We start from the raw sequence: 17,916 nt of genomic DNA on the forward strand, positions 1-17,916 counted from the left end.
CTTAATGGGGCGGAGGAACTTATCTAACCCTCTCTTTGCCTCTCAGAACTGCGCCAAGAATGGCTGTAAATAACGCAGCTCCTATAATTGACCAGACTACCGGGAATGGACTCCCGCTTACTTCAATGGTCCATAGTTCAGGAAGGCCTAACTCACTGGCAATCCATTTTCCTATAATAGCACCAATAAAACCAACGCCGGCAGAAATAAGACATCCTCCAAAACTGTGCCCGCTAATGCTTTGCCCGATCCCGCCACAAATGGCAGCGATCAGTAAAAGTAAAAGAAATCCAAAAAACGACATTTCGTTATCCTCTTTAGTTAGGTTAAGCCTTTTGTTCTAGTACTACGGCAGGCTCTAAAGGTTTCACGACTACATGATCGTCCACGTCAAATAAAAGCCTGTTATCTGTGTGAACAATATATTTATCTCCCTTAAACAAGACATGATAAGTGATATCATGCCCCCTGAACTCACGCCCCACAATGATCCCGCTTTCATTACCATTCGCATCGCAACGTTCTATAGTGAGGTGCTCAGGACGAATAGAACAAAGAATCAAGCCTTCAGCCTCTTTGTTGATCTTAACCGGGCCAAGCCTTGTCTCAACATTATCACTGCCATCAGCATGGGCCCGAAATAGATTGGTCCGCCCTAAGAACTGTGCTACAAATTGAGTTTTGGGATGATAGTATACTTCTTCAGGCGTTCCGATCTGCTCGATCTGCCCGTTATTCATCACTGCTATTCTGTCTGCGAATGATAATGCCTCTTCCTGATCGTGTGTAACAAGAATTGCACTCATACCGGATTTCTTAAGGATAGCGCGAACTTCCTTCCTGGTTGAATCTCTCAGCATGGCATCCAGCCCCGAAAAGGGCTCATCCATTAAAACCAACCGAGGTTTTGGAGCGATGGCACGGGCTAATGCCACCCTTTGTTGCTGTCCTCCGGATAGTTCATCCGGCATCCGGTGCTTATATTTTTCCATACCGGTTCGGCACAGGACTTCTTCCGCCAAAACAGGTCTCTTTTTCTTCTCTACTTCCCTCAAACCAAAAGCTACATTCTCAAGAGCATTCATGTGAGGGAAAAGGGCATAATCCTGAAACACGAATCCCACTTCTCTTTTTTGAGGAGTAGAGTGTACAGATGGACTTTCAACCAGCTCATCTTCAATAAATACCTCACCTTCATCACATTGCTCAAAGCCGGCGATAAGACGAAGAGTTGTAGTTTTTCCACATCCGCTTGGTCCCAACAGCGCAAAAATTTCATCTTTTCCAACGTCAAAGCCAACATTATTAACAACAGGCCCACTTTGGTCAAAAGCTTTCGTAAGTCCGGTGATGTGTAGAAGAGGTTTTTCCATATATGTACTGAACCAATAAACTTAGATTTAGATTCAGTCTACATAAGATAAGGACTATTCCAATACTTCTGAAAAATTGATGCGTGAATATTTGTGAAACAGATATGTATGATGTAAGTTTAAATTATTGAGGGTTTATCACGTATATCAAAAACAAACTAATACACTTACATATGAAAAATCTAAGCATCTACACATTAGTGTTCGCTTTTGCTTTAATCAGTATACAAGGTTGCGGGCCAAGCGAGGAAGAGAGACGTGCTGCTGAACAGGCTCGCCTTGATTCACTCCGGCAGGTAGAGCAACAACGTATTGAACAACTTATGCAAGCTCGTGAAGACAGCCTTGCCCGTGTTGCTGAGCAGCAAGCTATGGAAGAGGAAGAAGAAGAAGAAAAAAGTGGTAATTTTGCTGAAAACGGAAATTATGCCGTTCAGGTAGGAGCTTTCCGTTCTGAAACTCAAGCCAACTCATACAGAGATAAGCTAAGAGAGAGGAATTACCCAAACGTTTATACAGTGAAAGTTGGAGATGAAAAAACCGGAGATATTTGGTTCAGGTTACGGGTCGGCTTTTTTGCCAACGAAGCTGATGCTGAAGCTTTTGGCGCAAAGCTTGGACAAGAACTAAACACCGGCTATTGGGTTTCGAAGGTAGAAAGGCAGTCTAATTAGTAGTTGCTTCTCTCCCAAGCATTTGCTTAATTACAGATGCGCTCAAGTAGCGTCTCTCTTGATGAATAGTCAGGGCATTGCATATGATTAATGCAATGCCCTATTTTTTTGCATCTTTTTTTCAGCCTTTTCGTAATCCAATAGGTAAAAACTTTTCTAATTCTGTGGTTTACGTTATTATGCACCTTCAACATGATCTAAAAACTTCAATATCAGCGAAATGAAAAATTTCAGTATCGCTACACGGCAAAATCAAAACGTAAGTATACTGGATATCAGTGGCGAATTGGATGCACATACGGCCTCTCAATTGGAAAATGAGCTCAAATCCCTCATTGATAACGAAAATTATTCTATTGTAGTTAACTGCTCCGGATTAGATTACATAGCCAGCGCAGGTTTAGGCGTGTTTATGGCCTACATTGAAGACGTCAGAAGTTTAGGTGGTGATATTAAACTCACCGATATGAATGATCGTGTATATAATGTATTTGATCTGCTTGGATTCCCAACCTTATATGATATTCTGGACAGCGAACAAGAAGCCTTGGAAAGCTTCAATAATTAAATCAAAGCAGACGTGGCAGGAACCAGACAAATACATACTCTATCTGTTGAGGCTTCTACAGAGCATTTGGCAGAAGTGCGTGATTTTGTTGCATCACATGCTGAAAATATTGGGCTCAAACAAGAAACGATATCTGAGATCCGACTTGCTGTTGATGAAGCCTACACTAATATCATCAAACATGCCTACCAGAATAATGCCTCAGAAAGAGTAAATATTGAGATCGGTTCCGACAATGACCAGCTGTGGATCACCCTAATAGATAGTGGTAAAAGCTTTGACCCTGAATCTTACAGTGAACCTGACCTCATGAAACGTATTAAAGAAAAAAAACGGGGAGGCATGGGCGTGTATCTTATTAGAAAAGTAATGGATCAGGTTCAATATAACCGTAAAGGTGAAAACAACGAAATACGAATGGTCAAAAATATTTGACGCCTCGTGGAAAACAATAATAACTCTTTAGAAAACGAAGAACGACAAAGCAGATTTGCTTTACGGACCCTTCTTGAAACCAGTAAAATGCTGGTTGAATCGCAAGATCCTGATTTTGTACTAAACAATTTACTTCTGATCACCATGGGTAAATTATTGGTAACCAAAGGCATCATCTTGATCCAGAATGGGGGCGAAAGCAGTTATCGGGTTAGCAAGATAAAAGGACAAAATACATTACAAGAGGAAGACCTGATATCCCTGCCGGTTGACGAACACATCCTGAAAAAGTCTGTGATAAAAGGTGCAGATCACCCCAAACTGGTCGATAAACTGAACCTTTCTGAAGAAGCTATTCTTTTCAACCTCAGAACCACTAATCATCATCTCGGATTCCTTTGTCTGGGCAGCAAAGGCAACAAGCAAGCTCTTGCTTCTTCTGAGTTAGAATTCATTGAAAGCCTTACCATCATATCATCAGTTGCAATTGCAAACTCACGGATGTTTCAGGAACTGCGACTCATTAACAGAAAATTAGACCGTAAAGTCCACGACCTTCACACGCTGCTTGAGTTGAGCAAAGATTTTAATCTCATGGTGGATCAGGATGATATTGCCCGAACCTTCAAATTTGCCATGCTTGGGCAAATGCTCATTCGTACATTCTTCTTCGCACTGGAAATGGATGGAGAAAAATCACTTATTTCGAGCAGTGGTCTGAAAGTGAGACCTTCGCAGGAAGAATTAAAAAGACTGTATGAACTTGAAGACATCTTTTACTGTGAAAATGACCATGACTGCCCTTTTTTGGATAAGAACGACATTAAGCTTGTCATTGCTCTAAGGTTCCAGAATGAAAAGATCGGTGTAGTAGGAGTTGGAGCCCCGGCTAATAAGGATGAGTACGGCAAGGAAGAAGTAGATTTTTTACAGTCGCTGGGGAACCTTGCCCTTCTTGCTATTCAAAAAACCATGTTGCTTGAAGAGCGTATTGAAAACAAGCGCATGGAAGAGGAGCTAGAGTTGGCCAGAACCATCCAGCGAGGTCTTTTTCCTTCGCCTGTACCCCATATAGAGGGATTTGACCTTAAGGCCACAAATATTTCATCGCATCAGGTTGGGGGCGATTACTTTGATATTGTTGAAACACCTGACGGTGGACATATACTGGCAATCGCTGATGTAACCGGAAAGGGTGTACCTGCTTCACTTCTTATGGCCAACCTTCAGTCTATGTTACACGCACTGGCTCCAATCGACATCACTCTTTCGAAGGCCACCGACAGTATTAATAATATTATCCATCATAATACTCCCTCAGATAAGTTTATTACCTTTTTCTGGGGAAAGATATCAAAGTGCGGTACTCACTTTGAATATGTAAATGCCGGTCATAATAACCCCTTATTATATAGAGAAGGCGAGGAGCAACCGATTGAACTGGATAAAGGAGGAGTCATCTTAGGTGCGATGGAATCCCTAATGCCTTACGAGTCTGATACCATTGAACTGAAAAAAAACGATGTATTGGTACTTTACACAGATGGTGTTACTGAATCCATGAATCCTGAAAAAACTGAAGAGTATGGTGAGAGGCGGTTGGAAGCTTGTATCAAAAAGCATTTAAATAACGACTCACAATCCATCATGAATGCCGTGATCAGAGATATAAAAGCATTTTCAAATGATACTCAGTATGATGATATCACTATGTTGGTCATCAAGGTTGATTAAGGCTTTGTAGGCCAAAACCCCCTGTATTTACGGTTCTTTTTGTATCGTTATAGGCCAATATGGTCTGATAGGTACTATATCTATTCATGATCTCGTTAACATATCTGACTGTCTCAATTCCCCTGGTAAAACCGTAGCGGGCATTTTGGTAGTATTTACGCTGCATTAGTTTCAATAAAGACTCTGAGACGTGCTCCCATTGATTTGGATTTTTGTTTTGATCGATAGTGAGCCTGCGGGCATCTGCAACATGCCCCATGCCTGCGTTATACGTAGCAAGAGCAAAAGACCACTGATTTGTTGAGTCCATGTAAGAGTAATGCCTTAAGTGCTCAGAAAGTATCTTCGCTCCCTCTCTGATGTTAACCTCAGGTATGTACAAAGAGTCAGAAGAGATCTCAGAAAAACGTGGCAAGACCTGCATAATACCTACTGCGCCTGCCCAACTTACAGAGGATGGGTTGAACCGTGATTCCTGAGCTGCAATAGCCGTCATCATCACCCAATCCAGTTCAAATTCTTCAGCTACCTGTCGGATCATTTCATCATAAGGGGAGATCGTACCTGCCTGGCCACCTTGCTGATAATTAGGGCTAAAGTAATCGGCTATCTGATTTCCTGATTCAAAATATTTTTTGCGGAGAATATTCAGGAAAGCTGATCTTTTAGGAACGCCGTTTTCATCAAACCTGAAATGCTTATATAAAAATCGATTTAAATGATGCTCAAGATCAGGTGCATTCTGGCGGATTGCCCAGGCAATGGTATCACTTTCGGCAATAAGCGGGCCTTTTATAAGTCCATTCATATATCTTGAAGCCGCATCAAACATATTATTATCAGCTACAGTGGCGTCATATTTACCATCTGCCACCTGAAATAATACGGATTCAGTATCCATGTCATCCGGTATCACATTAATATTGATCGGGAAACCTTCATTTTTCAATTCCTGCAATCTTACATAATAAGAACTGTTTCTCCTGACACTGATGGCTACCCCCTCCAGCTCACTTATGCTTTCCGGGTAAAAGCCCAGGTCTTCAGAGACCACGACCAGTTGATCAACTAAATTATAAGGACGTGTGAAATTTACTACCTTTTTTCTTTCAGGTGTGATCGTATAATTAGCTGCAATAATATCACCTTCACCGCTATTCAAAAGATCATAAGGGCTTTCTTCAGGCCCTATGATCACAACCTCTAAGGCCAGGTCATTCTCTTTAGTAAATTCTTTAAGCAATTCGTACTCAAACCCAACCTGGATACCCTTATACAAGAAGTAAGAATTAGAACTGTAACTAGTGATCATTCTCAAAACCCCATTTTGCTTTATCTCAGCAAAATCTTTCTCAACGGGCTCATTGACCGTTACAGGTAATGAATGATCTATTTCACTATCAGTTTCAGTTTCACTACTACAACCTGCAAGCAATGCAACCCCTATTCCAGTGAGTAGAACATATTTTTGAACTCCCGCAATGTGATCATTATTAAAAAGCATATGTTGGCTTTGTTCTAATTTCTCTCAACCTAGCTTGAACGCATATTTTTAATGCTATTGTGCATTATACAGGTAATATTTCAAAATTCCTCAATTCTTAGTGAGGTCTAATATATACGAACTAAACAACGAAACATGACAAAAAAAGGTTCACGACATGTAATAAAACACTGCATGGCATAACTTTATTACAAGTTAACGTTTTAGAGCAGGAAGCAGTTGCACTAGAAACAAACTCTGGAGTTAAATGATCAGTTATCTAATGACCTCTGTATCTTTGGCTTTTTTCGCCAAGTCAGGGTTACCCCGATCAATATTATAGTGATTGCAAATACTGAAAGAATAGCAGGCAACTCAGCCAATATAAAAAACGCAAGGATGGTGGCGAAAATTGGCTCAGTCAGGATCAAAGTAGACAGTAAAGTAGGAGATACAAACTTGACAGCATAATTAAGTGAACCGTGACCCAGCAGCTGGGGGCCAACTGCAAGTGCAAGGCCTATCCAAATAACCCTTGCATCCACTTCGGTTGGAATACCTTCTACAATTAAAAATATCACCAAACATGTCCCGGCTGCATAACCGTAAACAGGAAAAACATAGCCCAGCCACGAACGGTTCTGTCTGATCTTTCTGCCGATCAAAAAATATACAGCAAATATAGCCGCAGCAAAAAAGGCCATGGCATTTCCCAATACAGGATTTGCAAAGGTCGTATCAGCATTATAATCAGAAACACCCAACAGAACAGAACCTCCGAAGGCAATAAAAACTCCTACCCAAACAGTAGGCGCAAAATTCATTTTATATAAAACACGCTCTGCAACGATCAGCATGATGGGGTGAATAGTTACCAATACTGAAGCTGATGCAACAGAGGTAAAATACAATGAGCTGGTCCAAAGCGTAAAGTGCAGTCCCAGCGCAACACCTGCCATTGCCATAAGCCTACTTTCATTTCCCGCAGCTTTCAAATCATATTTCTTGCTTTTCTTTTGATACCAATATGCCGGTACCAACATTAGAAAAGCACCAACCGTACGGATAGTTACCAACAGCAGTGCAGAATAGTCGGTAGCAAATTTTACCAAAACCGGTGCAACGCCAAAAGTGGTCAGCCCTATGCCAAGAAATGCATATACCTTAAGTTTAGAATATGGCTGATCCAAAGATACTCCTATCGAATTCTATTCATTGAGCGTACAAGTTCTTCATCCTTCCGTATGTTTCTAATCGCAAGTATTTGAAAGAGCAACCCAAGAAAGATCAAGCCGGAACCAAGAGCTTCATCCCACATGTAGGTTCCAAAACCTCCAAGAGAGAGCAGAACACCTACGCCAAAACCAAGGGCTATAACCTGTAAAAGTGCGGATATTTTTATCCATGAGATCTGTGAGGGTCTGTTATTGTACAGAAAAATACTGTAAATGTTCAAAATGATTGGTAAAACAAGAGCAATGGCCAACCCATAACCAATCCAGGTTTGGGGATCACTCATAGCCTTATCATATACGGGTGTAAAATAAACAATGAAATTTAGAATGGCTGCTAATGCCAGAAAAACTGTTTGAATTCGCTGTATCACTGAGTAAGTTTTTGTTTAATATTTTTCTTAAAGATAAAAGTTTTAGGCATTAAAAAAGCCAATCCGCTATGCTTCTTTGGAACAGATGTTAATAGATTCTAAAACAGACCCACTCATACTAAACAGTCAGGGTTTATATTTCGGTTTAAAGAGGTTTTCACCGTACCTTTTCATCTTTCAACATTAAAGCATTAGCAGTTTAATTTTGAACCGACCATATCTAATTGACCTAAGCCTCATCTTAGTAGCCATCATATGGGCACTGAATTTCAGTATTGTTAAAGTATCACTGAGTGAGATCGATCCTTACAGTTTTAACGTTCTCCGTTTCATATTTGCCACCTCATTACTCTCGTATTTCGCACGCAAAAAAGGATACTCCCTAAAAGTCAAAAGAGAGCACTTCTGGAAATTAGTTGGTATTGGTATAATAGGTAACCTGTTTTATCAGCTTTTTTTTATCATAGGCATCAATTATACATATGCTGCCAACGCAGCGGTTATGCTTGGCACCATACCCATCTGGGTTGCTCTGCTCTCTCAGTTTTTTACAGATGAAAAACTTACAATTTTTAAGGCGCTTGGGGTATTATTTGCCTTTGCTGGAGTTGCATTGATCATAGTTGGCGGACAAGATAATATTTCATTTGAATCCGAAACGTTTTTAGGGAATGTGATCACTCTGACAGCTGCTTTTTGCTGGGGTATTTACACTATCCTTTCCAGAAAATACTTAAGAGTTTACAGTGCACTACAGTACTCAGCCTTCATGTCTATGATAGGGTTAATTAGTTTAACTGTGATCGGGCTTCCTTTCCTGATTAAATTGAATTGGAGTGGAATCTCATTGATCGGCTTTGGAGGTATTCTTTACAGCGGTGCTTTGTCTATTGGAATTGCATACATTATTTGGAATAATGGAGTGAAAAAGATCGGAGCTGTACGTACTGCAGCATATCAGAATTTGGTGCCGGTATTGGGTTTAATATTTGGACTCGTACTATTAGGTGAAGAACTTACAGTTCTTCAATATATTGGAGCATCATCGGTTATTGCAGGTATCATTCTAGCTCGAAAGAAAACAAAAGCAGAGCAAGCTAAACTTTCATACAATTCATAAACATGGGTTAATTTTACCCGGTTTAGATTTACTGATAGATAGTGACAATATCCTCTTTATATGCATCTCAATATTCTAAATTCCACAACCTGAAATAACCTGCTCACTTATTTCAGACTCTGGTGCCCCCACTCAGTAAATACAAAATGGCCATTCTCACTGCCACGCCATTGGTTACCTGATCCAGGATCACGGCTCTGTCACTGTCAGCCACCTCACTTTCCATTTCCACGCCTCTGTTGATGGGCCCCGGGTGCATAATCTTGAAATTTGGATATTTATCCAGGTGATGATATTTAATTCCAAATCGTTCATGATATTCTCGAAGAGATGGAAATAGTTCTGTGGCACCTTCCTGCCTCTCAAGTTGTATTCTTAGTGCCATTGCAATATCACACCAGCCCAGAGTTTCTTCCAGATCGTAAGACACTTCAACACCCATATCCTCCACATAAATAGGCATCAATGTTTTTGGACCGCAAAGTACAACATCAGCTCCCAATTTTTTCAGACCGATGATATTTGAACGCACTACCCGGCTATGTGAAATATCTCCTATGATAGCGATCTTCTTACCCGTCAAATTCGGATGGATGGTCTGCATGGTGAACATATCCAGTAAAGCCTGAGTTGGATGTTCATGAGCACCATCTCCTGCATTCAGAATGGCGGCATCCACACATTGCGTTAAAAAGTGAGGTACCCCGGGGCTTTCGTGCCGAACAACAACCATGTCAATTTTCATCGAGCTTATATTCCGGATCGTATCCTTCAGTGATTCGCCTTTTTTGGTACTTGATGAACTGGTTGAAAAGTTAACGACGTCGGCTCCCATACGCTTTTGGGCCAACTCAAAAGAAAGCCGGGTACGCGTACTGTTTTCGTAAAACAGGTTCACAATGGTTTTATCTCTTAGAGTAGGAACTTTTGGAACCGGCCTGTCGAGTATCTCTCTGAAATATTTAGCCTGCTCCAATACAAACTTAATATCTTCTTTTGAGTAGTCTGTGAGTCCCAACAAATGTTTTTGATTGAACTGATATCCCTCGGGAGATTTACTCATCTACTTCCTCCTCCATTTCCACAAGGTAGACTGCATCCTCGCCATCAATTTCTTTTACTTTCACCCGAACTTCTTCATCCTCATAAGTTGGTAAATAGATTCCCATATAATCAGCAGCTATTGGCAGCTCACGGTGGCCTCTGTCGACCATACAACAGAATTTTATACTTCTTGGCCGGCCATAGGCCATGATCGCATCCATCGCAGAACGTACAGTTCGGCCTGTGTAAAGAACATCATCCACCAAAACTACATCACGATCAAACAGATCGAATGGGATCTCCGTTACCTGTACCTCTGGCATTTTAAGTTTTGAACGATAATCGTCCCGATAAAAGGTCACATCCAGTACTCCAAAATCTATTTCGGTGCTGAAGTTTTTTTTGATCTCGTCAACAATCCGTTTACCCATATGAACTCCACGGGTTTGCATGCCTATAACAGCAAGTTGGGAAAAATCATCATAAGGTTCCAGGAATTGATGGGCAAACCGCTGATAGGTGCGGTCTAATTCCTTTGGAGTCATGATCCGGGCTTCTTTCAAGCTAGATTACCTCTTTGTTTTGATGGGTTATAAAGTTAGTGTTTGTAAGAATTAATGCCAAAGGTAAAACCTTGTGGTAAAAATAATTTACGTATTACATACACTACTGTTTTGTGATATGTAAAGAATCATGCACTTCCTTTCTTTTAGCTCGTAATCTCGGTATTATTGCTTCTGAAAAATCGCTTTTAATACTTAAAATTGTATCCATGAAAATTCACGAGTATCAAGCCAAAGAAATTCTTGAGAAATACAATGTAGCTGTGCCTGCCGGTATTGCTACTACTACTGTTGAGGAGACCGTTGAAGCCGCTAAAAAATTGAAGGAGAAGGGATCTTCACTATTTGTAGTGAAAGCTCAGATCCATGCCGGTGGACGTGGCAAAGGCCGCACCAAAAAGAATAATGAAAAAGGTGTAATCCTTTGCAAATCCATCGATGAGGTAAAAGAAGCCGCAGAAAATCTCTTAGGTGATGTGCTCGTAACCGTTCAAACCGGAGAAGAAGGGCAGCTGGTACAGCGTCTGTATGTAACTGACGGAGTCGACATTGAGTCTGAATTCTATCTTGGTATTCTGCTTGACCGTGCGGTAAGCAAGAACGTGATCATGGCCTCAACAGAAGGTGGTGTTGAGATCGAAAAAGTTGCCGAAGAAACTCCTGAAAAAATCGTAAAAGAGTGGGTTGAACCGGGAATGGATCTTCAGCCAAATCAGGCTCGCCGAATCGCATTTGCACTGGGCCTTGAAGGAGAAGCTCTTAAAAACGGCATCAAGATCATACAAGCACTTTACAATGCATATGAGGAAACGGACTCAAATATGTTTGAGATCAATCCATTGATCACCACTCCTGATAACAAAGTGTATGCCCTGGATGCAAAAGTAACTTTTGACGACAACGCACTGTATCGTCATAAAGATCTTGCTGAACTCAAGGATGAATCAGAAGAAAATCCACTCGAGCTTGAAGCTCAAAAATATAACCTCAACTACATTAAGCTGGATGGTAACGTAGGTTGTATGGTGAATGGTGCTGGACTTGCAATGGCAACCATGGACATCATTAAACTATCCGGAGGTGAGCCTGCTAACTTCCTTGATGTTGGTGGTGGAGCAAATGTTGACACTGTGAAGAATGGATTCCGCATCATCCTCGAAGACAAGAATGTACAGGCAATTCTTATCAATATCTTTGGTGGTATTGTACGTTGCGACCGTGTTGCTAATGGGGTGATCGAAGCTGTTAAAGACCCGGAGATCGCTGAAAAAGTGAAAGACGTACCGATCATTGTACGCCTTCAGGGAACCAATGCTAAGGAAGCTAAAGAGATCATTGATAACAGTGACCTGAATGTTATCTCTGCTGTACTGCTTAAAGAAGCTGCTGAAGAAGTATCTAAAGTACTTGCTTAAGTAGCGTCTTAAAATTCTTACATAACACTAAAGCCCGCTCAAACTGAGCGGGCTTTTTTTTAAAGTGCATCATAAAAATTTGTTCAGACTTTGGGCCCCATTCTCTCGCGAACCTTTTCGTAAAAATTCTCATACTGCTTTACTACTTCTTGCTGATTAAAGGTGGCAGCATGTTTACGCGCATTTTTAGACATCCGTTCATGCAGATCAGGATCACTTAGGATATTAACCCCGTAATCAGCCATACACTTAACATCATCCAAGTCACAAAGATATCCTGTTTCACCGTGCACGTTAACCTCCGGCAGTCCACCAATATTTGAACTAATAACAGGCACGCTGCAGCTCATAGCTTCTAAAGCAGCTAATCCGAAGGTCTCAGAACCCGATGGTATCAAAAACAGATCAGCAATTGATAGCACCTCTTCAACCTTATCCAGTTTACCCAGAAAACGAACATGATCGCAGATACCCAGATCCCGACACTGTTGTTCAGCTTTTTGGCGATCCGGGCCATCACCTACCAATAATAACTTAGATTCAATTCCCGATTCCAGAATTCTGGCAAAAACGGTAACCACTTCCGGCACGCGTTTTACTTTTCGAAAATTGGATACGTGAACCACCACTTTTTCGTCGTTGGGACAAATAGCTTTTTTGAAATGACTTTTGTTTGATTTTTGAAATCTGTCCAGATCAATAAAGTTTGGGATCACTTCAATATCCTGCTCGATCTCGAAATGTTCATAGGTTTCCCGTTTCAGATATTCAGAAACAGCAGTTACACCATCACTTTTATCTATAGAAAATTCTACTACGTGTTTATAACTTGGATCCCGGCCAACCAAAGTAATATCAGTTCCGTGAAGCGTAGTGATAATTGGTACTGTCACCCCTCTTTCATGCATAATTTGTTTTGCAAGGTAAGCACTGGTTGCATGAGGCAGCGCATAATGAACATGTAAAAGGTCCAAGTCCTCATATTCGATCAGGTTTACCATTTGAGAGGCAAGTGCCAGAGCATAAGGCGGATAATCGAAAAGAGGGTAGGAATTGATAGAAACTTCATGATAGGTGATACCGGTTTCAAGCGTATCAAGTCGGGCAGGACGGGAATAGCTCATCATATGAATATTATGACCGTGTTTCGCCAGGTTTTTTGCCAGTTCTGTTGCAACCACCCCGCTTCCGCCGAAGGTAGGATAACATGCTATACCTATGTTCATATAATCTCTGCTGATATTTATGTTCAATTCAATTTAAAATACTTAAAGGTACTAATCTGATAAACATTCAAACACAAGGTTTATCAGATAGGTTTCCCTGCTTACCATCTGTACAGTACACGTAAAATTGTGCTATACATTTTCTTATCCACACTGTCTATTTGTATATTACATGCTTATAAAATGTAATTAATTTATCCTTCAAAATATGGCAGGACATTCGAAGTGGGCGAACATTCGCCACAAAAAAGCTAAAGAAGATGCTAAACGATCCAAGATCTTCACCAAACACATTAAGGAAATAACGGTTGCAGCCCGAGAAGGCGGTGGAGATCCCGATGGAAACCCGCGTTTATCCTTGGCCATCGAAAACGCAAAAGCTGATAATGTCCCAAAGGATAATATTGAACGTGCCATTAAGAGAGGAACCGGTGAGGATTCTGACGGTGCAGCTTATGAAGAAGCAACTTTTGAAGGATACGGCCCCGGAGGTATTGCCTATTTTATTGAAGTGACTACAGACAATAATAATAGAACCGTTAGCGACATCCGCCATATTTTTACAAAGCACGGGGGTAATATGGGAACCTCCGGTTCCGTTGGCTATATGTTCGAGCAAAAGGGAATGATTCAAGTGCCGGCAGATGGACTCGATGATGAAGATTTTATGTTGCAAGCCATTGATGCCGGAGCCATAGATGTAGATACCGAAGACGAAGTATTTATTGTATATACAAGCAGAGAACAATTATTTGATGTGAGGAACCGCCTTGAAGAATTAGGCTTTAAGATCGAATCTGCGACCCTGATCCGGGAAGCCGTTACTCAAACTAAGGTGGATGAAAGCACGGCAGAATCGAATCTGAAGATGATGGAAAAGTTTGAAGAAAATGATGACGTGAATAACGTATTCACAAACATGCTGATGGATGATGAAACCATCGCCATCGCTGAAAATCTTTGATATTTTGAAGCGAAACCTTATATACATTGCATTGCTATTGATTCTCTCGGCCTTCACAAACGATGAAGCCCGACAGGCAAATTCTGCCTTTGATAAGGGAAATTATGAGGAGGCAGAGGAACTGTACAAAGCCGCAATTGAGGTTTCACCGGATAATTATAAGCTGTACTTCAACCTCGGAAACGCACAGGCAAAACAAGGTAAGGTAGAAGAGGCCATTGAATCCTTCATGGAATTCCGTTCCCTTGCAGAAAGTCCTCAGGATAAATCAATGGCTGAGTATAATATCGGAACCCTATTGGCTGAAGATCAAAAGTGGAAACCGGCAGCCACTCACTTCAAGAATGCTCTAAAACTAAATTCTTCGGATCTTGATGCAAAACATAATTATGAAAGAGCTCTCGCTGAGATGCAAAACGAAGAAGATGAAGGTGGCGATGAACAAAATCAGGAAAAACAGCAACCACCTGAACCAAGTGAGTATGCCATCGCTATGAAAAAGCAGGCTGAAAAACTCGTTGCCGAACAACGCTATCAGGATGCATACAACCTCATGCAAAGGGCCCTTGAAGCAGACGATACAGTCAGGGCCTTCAATGACTTTATCGAACGCATCAGAAATGTATCAGAAATTAACTCAAACTGACCTATGAAACGTATACTACTGATATCATTACTGAGTTTATTGACCGTTCCGCTTTTGGCTCAAACTGCAGACCAATACTTCCATAACGGTGCTCAATTCTTTATCAACGCAGATCTTCAAACCTCCCTTAATTACGTTGAGGAAGGATTGATGAACTATCCAAACGACCGGAAGCTAAATGCCCTGTACGAAAAACTGAAAGAAGAGCAAGAAAAACAGCAGCAACAGCAGCAACAAGAACAGCAGAAAAATCAGCAGGAGCAAGAGCAGGATCAGCAACAAGATCAGCAGCAACAAGAGGATCAGGAACAACAGGAAAGTGAAGGGGAAGAGCAGGGCGAGCAACAGCCTCAAGAAATTAACCCGGAAGACCTTCAATCCCAACAGATAAGTAAGGAAGAGGCTGAAAAGATCCTGAGAGCTTTGGCTCAAAAGGAGAAAGAACTTTTAAAGGAATTCAAAAAGAAAAAATCTACAGGATCGGCCAAGCATGAAAAGGATTGGTAGACTGAAACATTTCTTTTTCTTACTGCTTTTATTTAGTGGATTTTCATGCCTCTCCTTAGCACAGGGGATTCAGGTTAATGCTGAACTCTCAGAAACAAATATCTTTAAGGGAGAGCAGGTCAAACTGGAAGTCAATATCAGCGGAAATGCCATGGGCTCAGTTCAACAGCCGCAACTTCCTGAGATCAATGGCCTGAGATGGTTGCAAGGCAGTACTTCACGCGGCACCCAATACACCATCATAAATGGAAAACCGTCTGTAACTTATACTTTTGGCTATGTGTTGATCGCGCAAACGCCCGGCAAGTACACTTTGCCTTCAATCACTATTACTGTTGAGAATGAAACTTACCAAACGAATCCAATCCCCTTTTCAGTTTTAGATCCGGCCTCACTTGAATCCGGTGATACAGAAAGAGCTCCCGATATTTACGTAAGGATTGAGCCTGATACCGATAACCCTGTAGTTGGCCAACAGGTTATTGCTGATATAGTTCTTTATTTTAAAAATGGTGTGGAAGTCTCTTCTTATCAACCCACCCCGGGATGGAAAGCAGAGGGATTTTGGAAAGAGGAACTTAACTATCCACAACGTGCACAAACCACATCAACCATTGTGAATAATGTCCGGTATCAGAAAGCAAGGCTTATCCAATACGCCCTTTTTCCTACCAAATCCGGTGAACTTACTCTCAGTCCTTTTGAAATTACCGTTTCCGTTCGTTCAAGACGCAGCTCCGCTGATCCATTTGGATTTGGGCTGAATCAAGAACGAATGACACTGCAATCTCCACCTGTAACCCTTGATGTTGAAAGTCTTCCTGAATTAAATAACGCAGAGTTCATTGGAGCAGTAGGGAGTTTCGATATAACACGCTCTATCTCAAATACAGATGCTCTTGTAGGTGAAAGTATTGAGATCAACACTCAGATCTCTGGTGAAGGGAATATTCCTTTGATCAATAAACCTAATTATGACCTTCCTGAGAATCTGGAGAAATATAATCCTGAAGAAACATCAAATATTGAACGCAATAATAGAGAAATAACAGGGAGCAGAAATTTCAGAGATATTGTGATACCCCGAAACGAAGGAGAGTATTCTATTCCGGCTAAACGGATAGCTTACTATGATCCCGATGGATCTGATTTTGTAATTGTGACCCTGCCTGAATTAACCTTCAGTGTGGAGCGTGACCCTGATGCCCCCCTGCTAACTGAAAAAGACCTTCGATTCAACGTAAAACCAATTACGGGATTGGCAAACTGGAAGAGCCCGGCAGTTAAGCCATTATATGAAAGAACATTAGTCTGGATCATGATCTTTCTACCCATTATGCTGACCATAGGAGCCTATATTTTCAAGAAATATAATGACCGGATGCAAACCGATTCAGCCTTTGCCCGATCCCGCAAGGCATCAGATAAAGCCCAAAAAACCCTTGAAGAAGCAGAAAGAACAACCGATATCAAAACCGGTTATCACCTTATTGAAAAGGCTCTCACACAATACATAACTGATAAACTAAACCTGCCACCGGCAGGCTTATCACATTCTAAACTCGTTGAAGCTGTAGATCAGTTTTCAGACAATACGCTGACTCAAGAGCTTCGCAAGATTCTGAATAAATGTGAAACTATAGCCTATGCACCCAACGCAACCAGAGAGACCTTAGCTTCTGATATTGAAAAAACACGTGAGATCATCAAAAAAGTAGGTAAGTTATCATGATGTTGAGAATTCTGCTTCTATTAATTCCTTTGGCAGTTTTCAGTCAGGATGCCGTTGCACAGCAAGGCGCTTTTGATAAGGCGAATAATCTCCTGGAAAATGGAAGCCCAATGAAAGCAATGAGTGCTTACAGAAGTATTAAAAGCAGCGGCGACGTTTCTGGAGCACTTTATTTGAACATGGGTATAACGGCCATGCAGCTTGATTCTCTGGGTCTTTCGAAATATTACTTTCTTAAAGCCACAGAATTTTCAACCACACGTAAAAAGGCAATTGAAGCACTGGATTATGTGAATTCTCAGTTCAGCCGGCAATCTGCCATCTTACCTAAACTGCCATGGGATCGTGCCATTGATTGGATCAACAATGAGTTGACCGCTTTTGGACTATTTTTGATCGGATTTCTATTCACTTTAGCCGGACTGACACTTTTATATCTTGGCTGGCTAAACAAGATCTCGCTCAGTAAAACTTTCTCAATTCAACTTACCCTGATCCTGATTGGATCTTCCCTGGCTTTGTTGGCTTTTTATGCCGATTACGTTAATCAGCGATATGATGGGGCTGTTTTGATCTCATCATCTCAACGAGTTTTAGAGACTCCCGATGAAGATAGCCCTTTGGTAAGTATTGCTTACGAAGGCTATGACCTGACTGTAGATCATTGGGAAAGTGAAAGTGTTGAAGGATGGACCTACGTGCGTTTAGGAAATGGACAGTATGGCTGGACCAAACCTGACGGTATTAAAGTATTATAGACTGACTTATCCTCAGTACTAATCCCGATTATTCTTTATTTTCGGGCAAATAACCTGCAAAAATCATT

General features: G+C 41.2%; 19 protein-coding genes. 11 read left to right on the forward strand and 8 right to left on the reverse strand.

Annotated features, from left to right (window positions below; all coding sequences use genetic code 11):
* Window positions 1-19: 19 nt before the first annotated feature.
* Both ACKGJO_RS10520 and ACKGJO_RS10525 read right to left on the reverse strand, forming a co-directional pair.
* Window positions 20-304, reverse strand: a complete 285-nt coding sequence (locus tag ACKGJO_RS10520; protein WP_411323396.1) for a hypothetical protein — start codon at window positions 302-304, stop codon at window positions 20-22.
* Between the two features lie 22 nt (window positions 305-326).
* The gene (locus ACKGJO_RS10525) at window positions 327-1,373 is read right to left on the reverse strand and encodes an ABC transporter ATP-binding protein (RefSeq protein WP_411323397.1); all 1,047 of its coding nucleotides are present in this window, start codon (window positions 1,371-1,373) and stop codon (window positions 327-329) included.
* A 173-nt stretch (window positions 1,374-1,546) separates the two neighbouring features.
* Here ACKGJO_RS10525 and ACKGJO_RS10530 point away from each other — a divergent pair, with 173 nt between their 5' ends.
* From ACKGJO_RS10530 to ACKGJO_RS10545, 4 genes are all read left to right on the forward strand, one after another.
* Window positions 1,547-2,047 (forward strand): SPOR domain-containing protein, encoded by a 501-nt coding sequence (locus ACKGJO_RS10530; RefSeq protein WP_411323398.1) that lies wholly within the window; start codon window positions 1,547-1,549, stop codon window positions 2,045-2,047.
* Window positions 2,048-2,267: 220 nt separating this feature from the next.
* Window positions 2,268-2,615, forward strand: coding sequence for an STAS domain-containing protein (locus ACKGJO_RS10535; protein ID WP_411323399.1), 348 nt, complete (start codon window positions 2,268-2,270; stop codon window positions 2,613-2,615).
* Window positions 2,616-2,627: 12 nt separating this feature from the next.
* Window positions 2,628-3,050 carry an ATP-binding protein gene (locus tag ACKGJO_RS10540; protein ID WP_411323400.1) on the forward strand — a complete coding sequence of 141 codons (423 nt, stop codon included), beginning with the start codon at window positions 2,628-2,630 and terminating at the stop codon, window positions 3,048-3,050.
* 6 nt (window positions 3,051-3,056) lie between these two features.
* Window positions 3,057-4,784: a PP2C family protein-serine/threonine phosphatase gene (locus ACKGJO_RS10545; protein ID WP_411323401.1), complete on the forward strand. Its 1,728-nt coding sequence runs from the start codon at window positions 3,057-3,059 to the stop codon at window positions 4,782-4,784.
* Here the strand turns inward: ACKGJO_RS10545 and ACKGJO_RS10550 are convergent.
* The 3 genes from ACKGJO_RS10550 to ACKGJO_RS10560 all read right to left on the reverse strand — a co-directional run bounded on the left by ACKGJO_RS10550 (window position 4,771) and on the right by ACKGJO_RS10560 (window position 7,873).
* Window positions 4,771-6,288 (reverse strand): MltF family protein, encoded by a 1,518-nt coding sequence (locus ACKGJO_RS10550; RefSeq protein WP_411323402.1) that lies wholly within the window; start codon window positions 6,286-6,288, stop codon window positions 4,771-4,773. The genes ACKGJO_RS10545 and ACKGJO_RS10550 overlap by 14 nt on opposite strands.
* Before the next feature lie 251 nt (window positions 6,289-6,539).
* A complete protein-coding gene (locus ACKGJO_RS10555; RefSeq protein ID WP_411323403.1) occupies window positions 6,540-7,457 on the reverse strand; it encodes a DMT family transporter in 918 nt (305 codons plus the stop codon).
* An 8-nt stretch (window positions 7,458-7,465) separates the two neighbouring features.
* Window positions 7,466-7,873, reverse strand: a complete 408-nt coding sequence (locus ACKGJO_RS10560; RefSeq protein ID WP_411323404.1) for a DUF4293 domain-containing protein — start codon at window positions 7,871-7,873, stop codon at window positions 7,466-7,468.
* Between the two features lie 205 nt (window positions 7,874-8,078).
* Between ACKGJO_RS10560 and ACKGJO_RS10565 the strand changes: the two genes are divergently transcribed.
* Window positions 8,079-8,993 (forward strand): DMT family transporter, encoded by a 915-nt coding sequence (locus ACKGJO_RS10565; protein ID WP_411323405.1) that lies wholly within the window; start codon window positions 8,079-8,081, stop codon window positions 8,991-8,993.
* A gap of 112 nt (window positions 8,994-9,105) precedes the next feature.
* Here ACKGJO_RS10565 and ACKGJO_RS10570 read toward each other — a convergent pair whose 3' ends face one another.
* Window positions 9,106-10,056: an aspartate carbamoyltransferase catalytic subunit gene (locus tag ACKGJO_RS10570; RefSeq protein ID WP_411323406.1), complete on the reverse strand. Its 951-nt coding sequence runs from the start codon at window positions 10,054-10,056 to the stop codon at window positions 9,106-9,108.
* A complete protein-coding gene (pyrR, locus tag ACKGJO_RS10575; protein WP_411323407.1) occupies window positions 10,049-10,600 on the reverse strand; it encodes a bifunctional pyr operon transcriptional regulator/uracil phosphoribosyltransferase PyrR in 552 nt (183 codons plus the stop codon). Before pyrR ends, ACKGJO_RS10570 begins: the two co-directional genes overlap by 8 nt.
* Before the next feature lie 209 nt (window positions 10,601-10,809).
* Here pyrR and sucC point away from each other — a divergent pair, with 209 nt between their 5' ends.
* Entirely contained in the window at window positions 10,810-12,015 is a 1,206-nt protein-coding gene (sucC, locus tag ACKGJO_RS10580) for an ADP-forming succinate--CoA ligase subunit beta (protein WP_411323408.1), read from the forward strand.
* Window positions 12,016-12,098: 83 nt separating this feature from the next.
* On the opposite strand, the gene bshA is transcribed toward sucC, so the two are convergent.
* Complete coding sequence (bshA, locus tag ACKGJO_RS10585) at window positions 12,099-13,241, reverse strand: N-acetyl-alpha-D-glucosaminyl L-malate synthase BshA (protein WP_411323409.1); 1,143 nt, start codon at window positions 13,239-13,241, stop codon at window positions 12,099-12,101.
* Between the two features lie 208 nt (window positions 13,242-13,449).
* On the opposite strand from bshA, the gene ACKGJO_RS10590 reads away from it, so the two are divergent.
* From ACKGJO_RS10590 to ACKGJO_RS10610, 5 genes are read left to right on the forward strand one after another with little or no spacing between them, the layout of a single operon-like run.
* A complete protein-coding gene (locus ACKGJO_RS10590) occupies window positions 13,450-14,205 on the forward strand; it encodes a YebC/PmpR family DNA-binding transcriptional regulator (RefSeq protein WP_411323410.1) in 756 nt (251 codons plus the stop codon).
* A complete protein-coding gene (locus ACKGJO_RS10595; protein ID WP_411323411.1) occupies window positions 14,171-14,851 on the forward strand; it encodes a tetratricopeptide repeat protein in 681 nt (226 codons plus the stop codon). The genes ACKGJO_RS10590 and ACKGJO_RS10595 overlap by 35 nt, the downstream gene beginning before the upstream one ends.
* Before the next feature lie 3 nt (window positions 14,852-14,854).
* On the forward strand, window positions 14,855-15,358 hold the full coding sequence (locus ACKGJO_RS10600; protein ID WP_411323412.1) for a hypothetical protein: 504 nt from the start codon (window positions 14,855-14,857) through the stop codon (window positions 15,356-15,358).
* On the forward strand, window positions 15,342-17,090 hold the full coding sequence (locus ACKGJO_RS10605; protein ID WP_411323413.1) for a BatD family protein: 1,749 nt from the start codon (window positions 15,342-15,344) through the stop codon (window positions 17,088-17,090). Before ACKGJO_RS10600 ends, ACKGJO_RS10605 begins: the two co-directional genes overlap by 17 nt.
* The gene (locus ACKGJO_RS10610) at window positions 17,087-17,848 is read left to right on the forward strand and encodes a hypothetical protein (RefSeq protein WP_411323414.1); all 762 of its coding nucleotides are present in this window, start codon (window positions 17,087-17,089) and stop codon (window positions 17,846-17,848) included. The genes ACKGJO_RS10605 and ACKGJO_RS10610 overlap by 4 nt, the downstream gene beginning before the upstream one ends.
* The last annotated feature ends 68 nt before the right edge of the window (window positions 17,849-17,916 follow it).

The sequence above is a fragment of the Gracilimonas qinghaiensis genome (assembly GCF_046602855.1).
In the GTDB taxonomy this organism is placed as follows: domain Bacteria; phylum Bacteroidota; class Rhodothermia; order Balneolales; family Balneolaceae; genus Gracilimonas.